The following is a 14521-nucleotide window of genomic DNA, read 5'->3' as shown; positions in this document are numbered from 1 at the left end:
GTTTCAGCTGTATTGTTTCAATTTTCAGCTTGTTCCAGATTGTTAAAGAGCAATATTTCACAACACACTGTGTCTTGCGACCGCAGTACGTTTTGAAATAGTTTTTTATATGGTGGAGCTAAGCGGGATCGAACCGCTGACCTCCTGCGTGCAAGGCAGGCGCTCTCCCAGCTGAGCTATAGCCCCATATAAAAAGCAAATCACCTTATTGCTGCAACTCAACAGGGAATGGTGAGTTGGTGGGTCTGAGTGGACTTGAACCACCGACCTCACCCTTATCAGGGGTGCGCTCTAACCACCTGAGCTACAGACCCAACAAGGTACTAAAGCCCGGCTAATCTCTCAGCCCGGCCTTATTTGCTCGTTACTTTCTATCAGACAATCTGTGTGGACACTGCGCAATGCGTATCGTGAGGTAAGGAGGTGATCCAACCGCAGGTTCCCCTACGGTTACCTTGTTACGACTTCACCCCAGTCATGAATCACAAAGTGGTAAGCGCCCTCCCGAAGGTTAAGCTACCTACTTCTTTTGCAACCCACTCCCATGGTGTGACGGGCGGTGTGTACAAGGCCCGGGAACGTATTCACCGTAGCATTCTGATCTACGATTACTAGCGATTCCGACTTCATGGAGTCGAGTTGCAGACTCCAATCCGGACTACGACAGACTTTATGTGGTCCGCTTGCTCTCGCGAGTTCGCTTCACTTTGTATCTGCCATTGTAGCACGTGTGTAGCCCTACTCGTAAGGGCCATGATGACTTGACGTCATCCCCACCTTCCTCCGGTTTGTCACCGGCAGTCTCCCTTGAGTTCCCACCATTACGTGCTGGCAACAAAGGATAAGGGTTGCGCTCGTTGCGGGACTTAACCCAACATTTCACAACACGAGCTGACGACAGCCATGCAGCACCTGTCTCACAGTTCCCGAAGGCACCGAAGCATCTCTGCTAAGTTCTGTGGATGTCAAGAGTAGGTAAGGTTCTTCGCGTTGCATCGAATTAAACCACATGCTCCACCGCTTGTGCGGGCCCCCGTCAATTCATTTGAGTTTTAACCTTGCGGCCGTACTCCCCAGGCGGTCGACTTAACGCGTTAGCTCCGGAAGCCACGCCTCAAGGGCACAACCTCCAAGTCGACATCGTTTACAGCGTGGACTACCAGGGTATCTAATCCTGTTTGCTCCCCACGCTTTCGCACCTGAGCGTCAGTCTTTGTCCAGGGGGCCGCCTTCGCCACCGGTATTCCTCCAGATCTCTACGCATTTCACCGCTACACCTGGAATTCTACCCCCCTCTACAAGACTCTAGCTTGCCAGTTTCAAATGCAGTTCCCACGTTAAGCGCGGGGATTTCACATCTGACTTAACAAACCGCCTGCGTGCGCTTTACGCCCAGTAATTCCGATTAACGCTTGCACCCTCCGTATTACCGCGGCTGCTGGCACGGAGTTAGCCGGTGCTTCTTCTGCGAGTAACGTCAATCAATCGTGCTATTAACACGACTGCCTTCCTCCTCGCTGAAAGTGCTTTACAACCCGAAGGCCTTCTTCACACACGCGGCATGGCTGCATCAGGCTTGCGCCCATTGTGCAATATTCCCCACTGCTGCCTCCCGTAGGAGTCTGGACCGTGTCTCAGTTCCAGTGTGGCTGGTCATCCTCTCAGACCAGCTAGGGATCGTCGCCTAGGTGAGCCATTACCCCACCTACTAGCTAATCCCATCTGGGTTCATCCGATGGCGTGAGGCCCGAAGGTCCCCCACTTTGCTCTTACGAGGTCATGCGGTATTAGCTACCGTTTCCAGTAGTTATCCCCCTCCATCAGGCAGATCCCCAGACATTACTCACCCGTCCGCCGCTCGCCGGCGAAGTAGTAAACTACTTCCCGCTGCCGCTCGACTTGCATGTGTTAGGCCTGCCGCCAGCGTTCAATCTGAGCCATGATCAAACTCTTCAATTTAAGATTTGTTTGATTTGCTACCGAAGTAGCGATGCTCAAAGATTACTTTCTGCAAATATGCATTCGAACCGAAGTTCAAATGTGTACTGCTTTGGTCACTCTTCAAGACTTTGATATTGCTTCTGCCTGCCGAAACAGGCTTCGATATCGTCTTGCGAGTGCCCACACAGATTGTCTGATAAATTGTTAAAGAGCAGTGAGTTAGCAACCTTCCGGTCAGTAACTCGAGGTGCGCATATTACGCTTTCCTCACTCAGAGTCAACTACTTATTTCGTTGAATTTCTCTGTTCTCTTTGCCGGTCACTTAACTACTTGATTCGTTGTGTGCCGTCTCGATGGATGCGCATTATAGGGAGTCGAGTTTTTTGCACAACTCTTTTTTCGCCTTTTTTTACTGTTTGAATACTTTTCACTCCTTACGTGCAGATCTTGGTCGATCTATTGTGCTTTCACTGAGGTCACCCTCTTCGATTGGTTGTAATTCCAGCAACAAAGGCTAGTATTGCCAGTAAAATGAGATCTTATAAAAGAGGTTATTGTTATGTCCGATGCTATTCGCCCCTACCTACATTATTTACCAACGCTAGGTGATCGCGTCATGGTCGATAGATCTAGCGTGATCATTGGCAATGTTATTCTGGGCGATGATGTCAGTGTCTGGCCGTTGGTCGCGATTCGGGGTGATGTCAATCAAGTCGTCATTGGCGCACGTTCAAATATCCAAGACGGTAGTGTGTTACATGTAACCCATAAGTCTGAACATAATCCTGAAGGGAACCCGCTGATTATTGGCGAGGACGTGACGGTTGGCCACAAAGCTATGCTTCACGGTTGTACTATCGGCAACCGAGTACTCGTTGGAATGGGATCGATCCTGTTAGATGGGGCAGTAATAGAAGATGATGTGATGATTGGAGCCGGTAGCCTGGTTGCCCCGGGGAAACGATTAGTTAGTGGTTACCTCTATATGGGCAGCCCGGCTAAACAAGTCCGTCCGTTAACACCGGCGGAATATGAAGGTCTGCTCTACTCTGCCAGTAACTACGTACGCTGGAAAGATGACTATCTGGCCGAAACTAAATAAGTAGCAATAGTAGATGCAGGAAATAGGTCATTATCTTTCCTGCATTATTCTGTGCTCTTCTTATTTACCTAACTCATCACGCAACTGATTTAAGACCGGTGCAATTTCTGGCATCACACCGTGCCAGAGTTGGAAAGCATGTGCCGCTTGCCCCACCAGCATACCCAGACCATCGGCATAGTTTGTCACGCCTAACCTCTTACTCCAGACTAAGAATGGGGTATCCTCAGCTTGATAAAACATATCATAGCAGCGCGTTTGCGGGCCGATGATATTCGTAGGTAAGTTTGGAACCTCACCATGAATACCTGAGGCGGTGGCATTTATGATTAAATCAAAGCGCTGCCCATTCAGGGTCTGCATTTCGGTAGCATCAATATCACCCAAATGGTGGAATACTTCAGCAAGCTGCTGCGCACGCGCATAAGTGCGATTAGTAATAACCACCTTGCACCCGTATGAGAGTAAAGGGAGGATAACACCACGGGCCGCCCCGCCCGCGCCCACAAGCAGGATAGTGTCGGTTTCTTGGATCAGGTGCAGCCGTTGAAGATCACTGAGCAAACCAATGCCGTCGGTATTGTCACCTAATAAGCGGCCATCTTCTAATTGCTTGATCGTATTAACCGCCCCTGCCAATGACGCACGATCTGTCAGTTCATCACATTTTTCATGCGCGCGTTCTTTAAACGGCGTGGTGATATTCGCACCCACTGCACCACGCGCAAAAAAGGACGATAATACCTCCTCAAATGTTTCATTAGGTGCAAGTACCTTACCGTATTGATGCTCTATACCTGTTTGCTCAGCAAAAAGCGCATGGATCCTCGGCGATTTACTGTGCCCTATTGGATTACCAAATACTGCGAACTTCTGATCCATGCTATTTCCTACCCTTGACGAAATTGCTTACCGGTTATGGCGTCTCTGATTTCAGATGGGTTTAAGCGGCCACCAACCTTGCCAAAGAGCACCGGCAGTGAAGGGCCAAACTGTATTCTCACTTCTTCATCTGTACGGCAAGGTTCACGACCACTTAAATTGGCGCTGGTTGAAACCAGTGGTTTGCCATATTGCAAGCAAAGCTGTTGTACAAGTGGGTGGTCACTTACTCTCACGGCCAGTGAATCAAAGCTACCCGTTAGCCAACGTGGTGTTTCAGCTCGAGCTGGAATCACCCAGGTTACCGCCCCTGGCCAACAGGAAAAAATAGTCTCTCGTTGTGAGTCACTTAACGTCGAGTCGTCAATATAAGGTTTTAATTGTTCATAATTGGCTGCAATCAGGATCAAACCTTTCTGCCATGGTCGCTGTTTTAAGGCTAATAGCGCATTCACGGCCTTTTCGCTATCAGGGTCACAGCCTAAACCAAAAACAGCTTCTGTCGGATAGGCAATAACCTCCTCTTGCTGCAGTGCCCGCAGCACATCGGCCAAAACGTCACTCTTCTCTTTCATGCTTACTCTGTTATCACTCACTTGCCACGACCTTCCCACATAACTTGCTGGCGCAAAAACGTTTGACGCCTTGTGCTGTTCTCTTTTCCATCAATAATGGATAGTGGCAATAACCACAGTTTCCGGCAATAGGCTGCTGGTTAATGGTAAATTGGCAATCTGGATAGCGGTTACAGGCATGGAAAACCTTCCCAAACCGTGACTTACGTTGCAACAGTTTTCCTTGACCGCATTGTGGGCAATCGATCGACGTCTCATCAGGTTTATCAATCACTTCAGTATGGTCACATTGTGGATATTGGCTGCAACCAATAAACATACCAAAACGCCCTTGCCGCAATACCATTTCTGAACCACATTCTGGACAAAGTTGCCCATCCAGAACTTTCACAATATGGCCATCAGATTGCGCTTTTAGCGGGCGCATATACTGGCAGTCGGGATAATGCGAACAACCAAGGAATGGGCCATGGCCACCACTGCGAATGACTAAAGCCGATCCACATTCAGGACACGACCCATTATCCTTGGCAGTAACTGTTTTCGTCATAACGCCTTCTGTATCAAAATTATTAGCCCATGATGTTACCACCTAGTGCAAATAACCTTCATTGACTTCAAAAAGTAACTCTTCCATCTGCTGATAGGCAATTTCATAACCCGGTATGTTAAACAACACCATCAGCACAACCCACTTAAGATCTTCCAGATCGATCTCATTAGAATCTAACGCCATAATACGATCGATAACCATTTCACGGGTATCAAAGTGTAGTACCTGAATTTGTTCAAGAAATAGGATAAAACCACGACAACTGGTATCCAGGCGTTGAGACTCTTCCACAGTATAAATACGTAATGCTTGCGGATCGGCGGCATAGAGATAAGGTGCTTTCTGCCCTTCTTGTAGGTCAGCAAGAGCCTCCAACCAGTTCAGGGCGTTGTTGATATCCTCGCGATAGAAACCTGCGTCAGCAAGATCGTCAGTAATCTTATCTTGGTCGACAAGCATTTCCGACTCGTTATGCATATAAGTTTCAAATAAGTAAATTAAAACGTCGAACATGGCCTGCCCTCCTTAATCGGACATAGCCGCCGGGTACAGCTGCGATCCACCCTGCTAACTCCAGTTCGAGCAATTTGCTTACGATCTCTGGTACAGGTTGGCCGGCACGTTCGGCGACGACATCAACGGGTGTCACCTCATCTCCTACGTTAGCCAACACATCAGCAAATGGCAATTCAACTTGCCTCTCTGATGAAGAAATAATTGCTTTCTCAGGTAATGATATCCATTGAAGTGAACCGCCTAGCTGCTCGGCGACCCCTTCTACCGAGCTTGCCAAATAGGCGCCTTGCTGGATCAGCCAATGTACACCTTCGCTGGTTTCACTCCCTAATGGCCCCGGTAAAGCAAAAACATCTCTCCCTTGTTCAATAGCATAGCGGGCAGTAATTAAAGAGCCACTTTTCATTGTGGCCTCAACAACTAACACAGCCGAGCTTAATCCACTAATGATGCGGTTTCTTCTGGGGAAATGAGCGGCAATCGGTAATGCGGTCGTCAAAAACTCAGAGACCAAAGCCCCGCCTTGGTGTTCGATCTCTTTGGCTAACTGGCTATGTCGCCGTGGATAGATATTTTCTAATCCGCTGCCTAATACCGCGATAGTCTTACCTTTCGCGCTCAAAGCCGCCTGATGACAAATGCCATCTATCCCCATGGCGAGGCCGCTGGTGATAACTAACCCGGTTCGCGCCAGCTCTGAAGCAAAATGACGGCCCCACTGTTCGCCATAATGGCTAAAATGGCGACTCCCAACCATGGCGACCTGTGGGCGATAGAGAACATCCAGCTCGCCGGAAACAAACAGCACCAAAGGTGCGCCTGAAATATGGGTTAAGCGGGGTGGGTAGCCTGGCTCACCATAGGTCAATAAGTGATGAGAGGGGTGATTCAACCAGGTTAATGTGGCTTCAATATAGTGGGGATCTACCTGATAAAACTGCTGACATTGCTGCGGACTCAGCCCATAAGCGGCTAAGCGCCCAGGGTGAATATCACCACTGGCAAGTAACCGCCTGACCAATCCCCCGCTCTTCGCTACACCAAACCCCTTAACCTTGCTCATCCTGAGCCATAATTCTGCTGCTAACATATCGCCTCCCTGGCTTGCTTTCTAAGCTGGCACCGATTTGTTCAATTGGTAGCCAATGCTGTCAATCCGAGCGAGAAATGTCTAGAATAGAGATTGAATATCATTCACTACTCGGACGCAGATCTAGATATTTATGTCAGTATTACAAGTATTACATTACCCAGATGAGCGGCTGCGCAAAATTGCTGCGCCGGTAAAAGAAGTCAATGGTGAAATCCAGCGCATTGTGGACGACATGTTCGAAACGATGTACGCAGAGGAAGGTATTGGTCTTGCCGCAACACAAGTGGATGTTCACCTGCAAATTATCGTCATTGATGTCTCGGAAAACCGTGACCAACGTCTGGTGCTAATTAACCCAGAGCTGTTGGAAAAAAGCGGTGAAACCGGCATCGAAGAGGGTTGTTTATCAATTCCTGAGCAACGTGCACTGGTTCCTCGAGCCGAAAAGGTAAAAATCAGAGCGCTGGATCGTGACGGTAAACCTTTCGAGCTGGAAACTGATGATTTATTAGCAATTTGTATCCAGCATGAGATGGATCATTTGGTTGGAAAACTATTTGTGGACTATTTGTCACCGCTGAAACGTCAGCGTATCCGCCAAAAGCTGGAGAAAATGGCCAAGTTGAATGCCCGTGACAACTAACCCTTTCTAATGCAGGAAACCTACGTGTCTGACTCTTTGCGGATTATTTTTGCCGGAACTCCTGATTTTGCAGCGCGCCATCTCGGCGCGTTGTTGTCTTCCCAGCATCAGATTGTTGGTGTTTTTACTCAACCAGACCGCCCGGCGGGACGAGGTAACAAACTCACCCCTAGCCCGGTTAAAGTATTGGCAGAACAACAGGGTATCCCCGTTTTTCAGCCAAAATCATTACGGCCAGAAGAGAACCAACATTTAGTTGCTGTTCTTAATGCAGATATTATGGTAGTGGTCGCTTATGGCCTGATTCTGCCAGCCTCTGTATTGGCAATGCCGCGATTAGGCTGCATCAATGTCCATGGTTCCCTGCTGCCACGCTGGCGTGGCGCTGCACCAATCCAACGTTCAGTATGGGCTGGAGATGCAAAAACTGGGGTTACCATCATGCAGATGGATGTTGGGCTAGATACTGGCGATATGTTGCATAAGATTGAATGTGATATTCAGCCGGAAGATACTAGTGCGACACTGTACGATAAATTGGCACAATTAGGCCCTCAAGGCTTATTGATAACACTACAACAATTGGCCGAAGGCCGTGCACAGCCAGAAGTACAAGATGAAGCACAAGTGACTTATGCAGAAAAACTCAGCAAAGAAGAGGCTAAATTGGATTGGTCACTTTCTGCGGCTCAGTTAGAACGTTGTATTCGTGCTTTCAATCCTTGGCCAGTTAGCTATTTTGTCGTTGATGAACAGCCGGTTAAAGTATGGCAAGCAGAGGTACTCCCGGCTGTTGATAATACCAAGCCTGGAACCATCATTCATGCTGATAAGCATGGTATCCAAGTGGCGACAGCCCAGGGTGTGTTAAATATCACTCAACTGCAACCTGCTGGGAAAAAAGCCATGTCTGCTGCTGACTTATTAAATTCACGTCGCGAGTGGTTCACTCCCGGTAACCAGTTAGCATAAAAGATCTCTTTAGTCATATACCCAATAGATTTCATGGTGCAGGAAGGCGGCAAGCAAGAAAATCCCGATGAGCTTACACCAGTAAATGATTCGGGTGACACATCTGCAACTTGAAAGATGACGGGTATAAATTTCATTGCCCGATACTTCATCATCGGGCCTCTTTCCCTTTATTTGCTGACGTTTGTCGGCTTTTTTGGTTATGAAAAACACATATAATCTCCGCAGCATCGCTGCCAAAGCAATTAGCCAGGTATTAGATCAGGGGCAATCGCTCAGTACCGTTTTGCCTGGGCTACACAACACTATTTCTGATAAAGATCGCGCATTGCTGCAGGAGTTGTGTTTTGGCACTTTGCGTGTCTTGCCGCAATTAGAGTGGTGCATCCAGCAGTTGATGGCTCGCCCGATGACGGGTAAGCAGCGCGTCTTTCATTATCTGATTATGGTTGGACTGTATCAGCTAATTTACACCCGTATTCCCCCCCATGCCGCGCTGGCAGAGACAGTCGAAGGTGCTACTGCGCTAAAACGCCCACAATTAAAGGGGCTGATTAACGGTGTATTGCGCCAATTCCAACGCCAACAAGTTGAACTACTGGAGCGTGCGGCAAATAATGATAGCAGCTATCTACATCCAAGCTGGTTATTGGCACGGATTAAGCTGGCTTATCCCGATCAGTGGCAGCAGATTTTGGATGCGAATAACCAGAAACCGCCAATGTGGTTACGTGTTAATCGCCTACACCATTCACGCAGTGAATATCTCGAACTCTTAAAACAAGCCGATATAGATGCTGCCCCGCATGATGCTTATCCCGATGCACTGCGTCTTATCACACCCTGTGCCGTCAGTGCGCTACCTGGTTTTGAACTTGGCTGGGTCACCGTGCAAGATGCATCAGCCCAGGGGTGTGTTGATCTGCTTGATCCACAAAATGGCGAACAGATCCTTGATCTCTGCGCAGCCCCCGGCGGCAAAACAACACATATTCTGGAAGCAGCACCAAAGGCCCATGTATTGGCGGTTGATATCGATGAGCAGCGCCTTAGCCGGGTGAAAGAGAATTTGCAACGCCTGCAACTGCATGCTGTCGTGCGTGTTGGCGATGGTAGAACCCCAGAAGCATGGTGCGGAGATCAACAATTTGATCGTATTTTGTTAGATGCGCCTTGCTCAGCAACCGGGGTTATTCGCCGCCACCCTGATATTAAGTGGTTACGCCGAGACAGTGACATTGCTGAACTAGCTCAATTGCAATCTGAGATCATTGAAGCTATCTGGCCTAAACTGAAAAAAGGTGGCGTAATGGTTTATGCTACCTGCTCTATATTGCCGGAAGAGAATCAGCAACAGATTACCGCTTTCTTGCAGCGTCATTCTGAAGCCGAGTTGGTTGAAACAGGTACGACTGCAGCACCCGGTAAACAGAACCTGCCCCACCCTGAGGATGGCGACGGTTTCTTTTATGCCAAGTTAATCAAAAGGCTAAGTTGATCGAAAAATAGTCGTGGCTTTTGCTATGCCTCAAACCTAATTTCAGTGTGAAACAGAGAGCGCTATGAAAATAATTATTCTCGGGGCGGGGCAAGTTGGTGGAACCCTGGCGGAAAATCTGGTGGGTGAAAACAATGATATCACTGTCGTTGATGTTGACTCCGGCCGTCTACGCCAGTTGCAAGATAAATTTGATCTACGTGTAGTCCAGGGGCATGGTTCCCACCCTCGCGTGTTAAGAGAAGCGGGGGCAGAAGATGCCGACATGTTGGTTGCAGTGACGAATTCTGACGAAACCAATATGGTGGCCTGCCAAATCGCCTACTCGCTATTTAATACGCCAAATCGTATTGCTCGTATTCGTTCAGCTGAATATATCCGTGAAGCCGACAAATTATTTCTTCCGGAAGCCGTTCCTATTGATCATCTAATATCACCAGAACAGCTGGTTACCGATTATATCTATAAATTAATCGAGTATCCTGGCGCATTGCAGGTGGTCAATTTTGCTGAAGGTAAAGTCAGTATTGCCGCAGTTAAAGCCTATTATGGCGGGCCACTCGTAGGGAATGCATTGTCATCCCTACGTGAACATATGCCGCATATTGATACCCGCGTTGCCGCAATATTTCGTCAAGATCGTCCGATTCGTCCCCAAGGCTCAACTATCATTGAAGCGGGTGATGAAGTCTTCTTTGTCGCAGCCTCACAGCATATTCGCGCGGTAATGAGTGAGTTACAGCGTTTAGAAAAACCCTACAAACGCATTATGATTGTTGGTGGCGGGAATGTGGGTGCAGGCTTAGCCCTACGATTAGAAAAAGATTACAGCGTAAAATTAATTGAACGCGACCAGCAGAGAGCTGCTGAATTAGCCGAAATGCTGCATGACACAATCGTTTTTTATGGTGATGCTTCAGATCAAGAATTACTGGCAGAAGAGCACATCGAGCAGGTTGATGTTTTTATCGCGATTACCAATGATGATGAAGCTAATATCATGTCAGCTATGCTGGCAAAACGTATGGGCGCAAAAAAGGCGATGGTATTAATCCAACGTAGCGCTTATGTCGATCTGGTTCAGGGAAGTGTCATTGATATTGTTATCTCACCACAACAAGCCACCATTTCTGCACTATTAGGTCATGTTCGTAAAGCGGATATCGTCAGCGTATCCTCGCTAAGACGTGGTGTTGCTGAGGCAATAGAAGCTATTGCCCATGGTGATGAAAGCACATCAAAAGTTGTCGGTCGAATGGTTGAAGATATCAAATTGCCACCAGGTACGACGATTGGGGCTATTGTGCGCGGTGATGAAGTTATTATTGCTAACGGTAATTCCATCATTAAGCAGGGCGATCATGTTGTGATGTTTATTACTCACAAGAAATTTGTTCCCGACGTTGAACGGTTGTTCCAACCAAGTCCATTCTTCTTGTAATGAATAATAGTTAAGCTAACCAAGCTGACTGATAAATTAAAACTAATCCCATGGGAGATTGGGAAAAATTTCCTATAATTATGCTCGTGCCGGGTTTTATTTAGCTAAAATTAAGTCATTCATTTTGAAATGGGGTGTGGGTTATGAGTTTTATGAAGGAGTTTCGTGAATTTGCCATGCGTGGCAATGTAGTAGACTTAGCTGTCGGTGTAATTATTGGTGCGGCATTTGGCAGGATTGTTTCTTCACTTGTTGCCGATATCATCATGCCCCCATTGGGCTTATTACTAGGTGGCGTCGATTTTAAGCAATTCCATTTCGTATTACGTGCTGCCGAAGGGACGATACCCGCAGTTGTCATGAATTACGGTACCTTCATTCAAAGTATTTTTGATTTTGTTATTGTGGCCCTGGCAATATTCTCTGCAGTTAAGCTTATGAATAAAATGCGCCGTGAAAAAGCGGAAGAACCTGCGGCAGCGCCAGCACCAACAACTGAAGAGAAGCTATTAGCAGAGATTCGTGATTTGCTGAAAGCACAGCAATCAAAATAATTTCGAGACGCTAGTATCGTTAACGCCATCAAACCGATGGCCTTTTTATTACCCTTAAATCAGAAGGCCAGTGGTAAATAATCTATCGACTGCTTACCACTGGCCTCCCAGTTAGCGCCTTTTACGTGTTTATCTTTACGCTGATAACTCCCTTTCCCTTTACTACTCTTCTCAATGCGCTGCCTAAAAAGTGGATCATGGAGTAGCGCTTCTAATGCATTATCTTTTATTTTTCCTTTGGTATGGCGATATGTCGTCATAATAGTGCCTCACTGATGATATAGATTAAAAAACCAACAAATGATACTGCTTGTTTGAACTGAGTTAAACCCCCATCTAAAAATTTAGCCTTAAACTAATTCTTCCGCCGCTCCCTGCTCCAATGCTTCCAGAATAGAGCAATAAGTCGTCGCATGTGAACTACCACAACAAGCATTACTGAGACGTTTCAGTGACTCACGCATTTTTTTCAGCTCAGCAATCTTGCTTTCTACATCATGTAACCGCGAATCGACAATTGCCTTGGATTCCTGACAAGTATGATGTGCCGGATCAACACGGATCGACAGTAATTCAGCGATAGTTTCCAATGTAAACCCGAGCTGCTTTGCATAACGGATAAAACGCAAGCGCTGCAAATCTTGTTCAGTGTAAAGTCTATAGCCGCCTTCCGTCCGTTCACCATGTTGCATCATTCCCTGTTTTTCATAATAACGGATAGTATCTGGTGTAACATCAGCAAGTTTAGCGAGTTGCCCAATCTTTAACATGTATTACTCCTCTTTAGACAGCTTATCTGCCACTTTATGCTGATACTCGTTGTGCAAAAAATCAGTGCTAAAGCCCGCTTGTCTCAATCGCATCTCTAGCAAGGCCAGCTGCTTATGTAGTTTTGCATGATCATCATGCTGCTTTTCTAGCTGCGATAACAAGTCAACAATAGTAAGTGCTTCCTTGCGGTCCTGTAATTGAGGGGGCAGGTATCCTGCATTTTTCAGTAATCTATACCCGACTCTCAGATCAAGAGGAACAAAGAGATCATCATCGAGTTGCAGTGGCTTGCCATTTCCTGGCAAATTATCGAGTTCGCCATTTTCCAGGGCTTGGATAATGTGTCTTTCAGCCCATTCATCGATTAATACCATGTCACACCCCAGAGAGAAGATCTCTCAAAATTGAAGGTTAGTTAAGATTAATGGGCTCATGGATAAATAATAGGGGGAAAAGAGATAAAGCACGAGAGTATGCATTACGTCATTGAATTATGGACGTAAAAAAACCGGGCAAGCCCGGTTTTTTTACGCGTTTACAGATTACTCTGCAGCAACTACTTCTGCTTGCGATGCAGCACGATCAACTAACTCGATGTAAGCCATCGGTGCGTTGTCGCCTGCACGGAAGCCACACTTCAGAATGCGAGTGTAACCACCGGCACGGCTCGCGAAACGCGGGCCTAGCTCGTTAAACAGTTTTGCCACGATCTCGTTATCACGAGTACGGGCGAATGCCAGACGACGATTAGCTACGCTGTCGGTCTTGGCAAGAGTAATCAGCGGCTCAACAACGCGACGCAGCTCTTTCGCTTTCGGCAGGGTCGTCTTGATTATCTCATGACGAACCAAAGAGCCGGCCATGTTACGGAACATAGCCTGGCGATGGCTGCTGTTACGGTTCAGTTGACGACCACTCTTACGATGGCGCATGACCTTATCCTTCTCAGTAAAACCTTAACCTGTGATCCGGTTACTCGTCAGCAATGCTAGCTGGCGGCCAATTTTCTAGGCGCATGCCTAAAGAAAGACCACGTGAAGCGAGCACGTCTTTAATCTCAGTAAGAGATTTTTTACCCAGGTTCGGCGTTTTCAGCAACTCAACCTCGGTACGCTGTACCAGATCACCGATGTAGTGGATAGCTTCTGCCTTGAGGCAGTTAGCAGAGCGGACAGTCAATTCCAGATCGTCAACAGGGCGCAGCAGGATCGGATCAAACTCTGGCTTCTCTTCTTTAACTTCCGGTTGACGTACATCACGTAGGTCAACGAAAGCTTCAAGCTGTTCAGCCAAGATAGTTGCCGCACGGCGGATCGCCTCTTCAGGATCGATCGTACCATTGGTTTCCATCTCGATAACCAACTTGTCCAGGTCGGTACGCTGTTCTACACGCGCTGCTTCAACATTGTAGGCAATACGCTCTACAGGGCTATAGCATGCGTCTACTAACAGACGACCAATCGGGCGCTCATCTTCTTCCGAATGAATTCGGGCAGAAGCCGGCACATAACCACGACCACGTTGAACTTTGATACGCATACTAATAGATGCGTTTTCATCGGTCAGGTGGCAGATAACGTGCTGCGGCTTGACGATTTCGACATCACCATCATGGGTGATATCGGCTGCAGTCACAGGGCCAATGCCAGACTTATTCAGGGTAAGAATAACTTCATCTTTACCCTGAACTCTCACCGCCAGCCCTTTCAGGTTGAGCAGGATCTCCAGGATATCTTCCTGTACGCCTTCTTTGGTGCTGTACTCATGCAGTACACCATCAATCTCAACCTCGGTCACCGCGCAACCCGGCATAGATGAAAGCAGAATACGGCGCAGTGCGTTGCCGAGAGTATGGCCAAAGCCACGCTCTAACGGCTCAAGGGTCACCTTGGCGTGCGTCGAACTGACTTGCTCGATATCTACCAGGCGCGGTTTTAGAAACTCTGTCACAGAACCCTGCATTGTGTCCTCTCTTTGGT

General features: G+C 47.5%; 16 protein-coding genes, 2 tRNA genes and 1 rRNA gene. 6 read left to right on the top strand and 13 right to left on the bottom strand.

All coding sequences use genetic code 11. The annotated features are described in order from the left end of the window. Positions 1–110 precede the first annotated feature (110 nt). The 3 genes from FFE93_RS01300 to FFE93_RS01290 all read right to left on the bottom strand — a co-directional run bounded on the left by FFE93_RS01300 (position 111) and on the right by FFE93_RS01290 (position 1959). Positions 111–186 (bottom strand) — tRNA-Ala (locus tag FFE93_RS01300). 51 nt (positions 187–237) lie between these two features. Beyond that, positions 238–314 (bottom strand) — tRNA-Ile (locus FFE93_RS01295). A gap of 102 nt (positions 315–416) precedes the next feature. After that, a 16S ribosomal RNA gene (locus tag FFE93_RS01290) occupies positions 417–1959 on the bottom strand. A gap of 542 nt (positions 1960–2501) precedes the next feature. On the opposite strand from FFE93_RS01290, the gene FFE93_RS01280 reads away from it, so the two are divergent. Next, positions 2502–3044: a gamma carbonic anhydrase family protein gene (locus tag FFE93_RS01280; RefSeq protein ID WP_005271832.1), complete on the top strand. Its 543-nt coding sequence runs from the start codon at positions 2502–2504 to the stop codon at positions 3042–3044. 60 nt (positions 3045–3104) lie between these two features. Here FFE93_RS01280 and aroE read toward each other — a convergent pair whose 3' ends face one another. The 5 genes from aroE to dprA are packed head-to-tail and all read right to left on the bottom strand — an operon-like array spanning position 3105 to position 6660. Then, positions 3105–3926, bottom strand: coding sequence for a shikimate dehydrogenase (gene aroE, locus FFE93_RS01275; RefSeq protein WP_049601335.1), 822 nt, complete (start codon positions 3924–3926; stop codon positions 3105–3107). A gap of 8 nt (positions 3927–3934) precedes the next feature. Beyond that, a complete protein-coding gene (tsaC, locus tag FFE93_RS01270) occupies positions 3935–4501 on the bottom strand; it encodes an L-threonylcarbamoyladenylate synthase type 1 TsaC (RefSeq protein WP_057648366.1) in 567 nt (188 codons plus the stop codon). Positions 4502–4514: 13 nt separating this feature from the next. Then, positions 4515–5051, bottom strand: a complete 537-nt coding sequence (locus FFE93_RS01265) for a type I DNA topoisomerase (protein WP_032896809.1) — start codon at positions 5049–5051, stop codon at positions 4515–4517. A 42-nt stretch (positions 5052–5093) separates the two neighbouring features. After that, entirely contained in the window at positions 5094–5567 is a 474-nt protein-coding gene (locus tag FFE93_RS01260) for a DUF494 family protein (RefSeq protein WP_032896807.1), read from the bottom strand. Beyond that, positions 5539–6660: a DNA-protecting protein DprA gene (gene dprA / locus FFE93_RS01255; protein ID WP_005271822.1), complete on the bottom strand. Its 1122-nt coding sequence runs from the start codon at positions 6658–6660 to the stop codon at positions 5539–5541. Before dprA ends, FFE93_RS01260 begins: the two co-directional genes overlap by 29 nt. 133 nt (positions 6661–6793) lie before the next feature. Here dprA and def point away from each other — a divergent pair, with 133 nt between their 5' ends. From def to mscL, 5 genes are all read left to right on the top strand, one after another. Continuing rightward, entirely contained in the window at positions 6794–7306 is a 513-nt protein-coding gene (gene def / locus FFE93_RS01250; protein WP_005271820.1) for a peptide deformylase, read from the top strand. A 24-nt stretch (positions 7307–7330) separates the two neighbouring features. Next, positions 7331–8278, top strand: coding sequence for a methionyl-tRNA formyltransferase (gene fmt / locus FFE93_RS01245; protein WP_057648363.1), 948 nt, complete (start codon positions 7331–7333; stop codon positions 8276–8278). Between the two features lie 202 nt (positions 8279–8480). Continuing rightward, complete coding sequence (rsmB, locus tag FFE93_RS01240) at positions 8481–9776, top strand: 16S rRNA (cytosine(967)-C(5))-methyltransferase RsmB (protein ID WP_049601326.1); 1296 nt, start codon at positions 8481–8483, stop codon at positions 9774–9776. 64 nt (positions 9777–9840) lie between these two features. After that, positions 9841–11217, top strand: coding sequence for a Trk system potassium transporter TrkA (gene trkA / locus FFE93_RS01235; protein ID WP_049601323.1), 1377 nt, complete (start codon positions 9841–9843; stop codon positions 11215–11217). Positions 11218–11360: 143 nt separating this feature from the next. Beyond that, positions 11361–11771 carry a large-conductance mechanosensitive channel protein MscL gene (gene mscL, locus FFE93_RS01230; protein WP_005271814.1) on the top strand — a complete coding sequence of 137 codons (411 nt, stop codon included), beginning with the start codon at positions 11361–11363 and terminating at the stop codon, positions 11769–11771. Positions 11772–11830: 59 nt separating this feature from the next. Here the strand turns inward: mscL and FFE93_RS01225 are convergent, their stop codons facing one another. The 5 genes from FFE93_RS01225 to FFE93_RS01205 all read right to left on the bottom strand — a co-directional run bounded on the left by FFE93_RS01225 (position 11831) and on the right by FFE93_RS01205 (position 14504). Further along, the gene (locus FFE93_RS01225) at positions 11831–12031 is read right to left on the bottom strand and encodes an alternative ribosome-rescue factor A (protein WP_049601320.1); all 201 of its coding nucleotides are present in this window, start codon (positions 12029–12031) and stop codon (positions 11831–11833) included. Between the two features lie 90 nt (positions 12032–12121). Beyond that, entirely contained in the window at positions 12122–12541 is a 420-nt protein-coding gene (gene zntR / locus FFE93_RS01220; protein WP_049601317.1) for a Zn(2+)-responsive transcriptional regulator, read from the bottom strand. A 3-nt stretch (positions 12542–12544) separates the two neighbouring features. Continuing rightward, entirely contained in the window at positions 12545–12916 is a 372-nt protein-coding gene (locus FFE93_RS01215) for a DUF1992 domain-containing protein (protein ID WP_005271808.1), read from the bottom strand. A gap of 168 nt (positions 12917–13084) precedes the next feature. Next, on the bottom strand, positions 13085–13474 hold the full coding sequence (gene rplQ / locus FFE93_RS01210) for a 50S ribosomal protein L17 (protein ID WP_004391407.1): 390 nt from the start codon (positions 13472–13474) through the stop codon (positions 13085–13087). A gap of 40 nt (positions 13475–13514) precedes the next feature. Next, positions 13515–14504: a DNA-directed RNA polymerase subunit alpha gene (locus FFE93_RS01205; protein WP_002438685.1), complete on the bottom strand. Its 990-nt coding sequence runs from the start codon at positions 14502–14504 to the stop codon at positions 13515–13517. Positions 14505–14521 lie beyond the last annotated feature (17 nt).

It is taken from the genome of Yersinia sp. KBS0713 (assembly GCF_005937895.2).
Taxonomy (GTDB): domain Bacteria; phylum Pseudomonadota; class Gammaproteobacteria; order Enterobacterales; family Enterobacteriaceae; genus Yersinia; species Yersinia bercovieri.
Note: the sequence above shows the minus strand (reverse complement) of the source record. Positions and strands in the feature narration are given on the sequence as shown.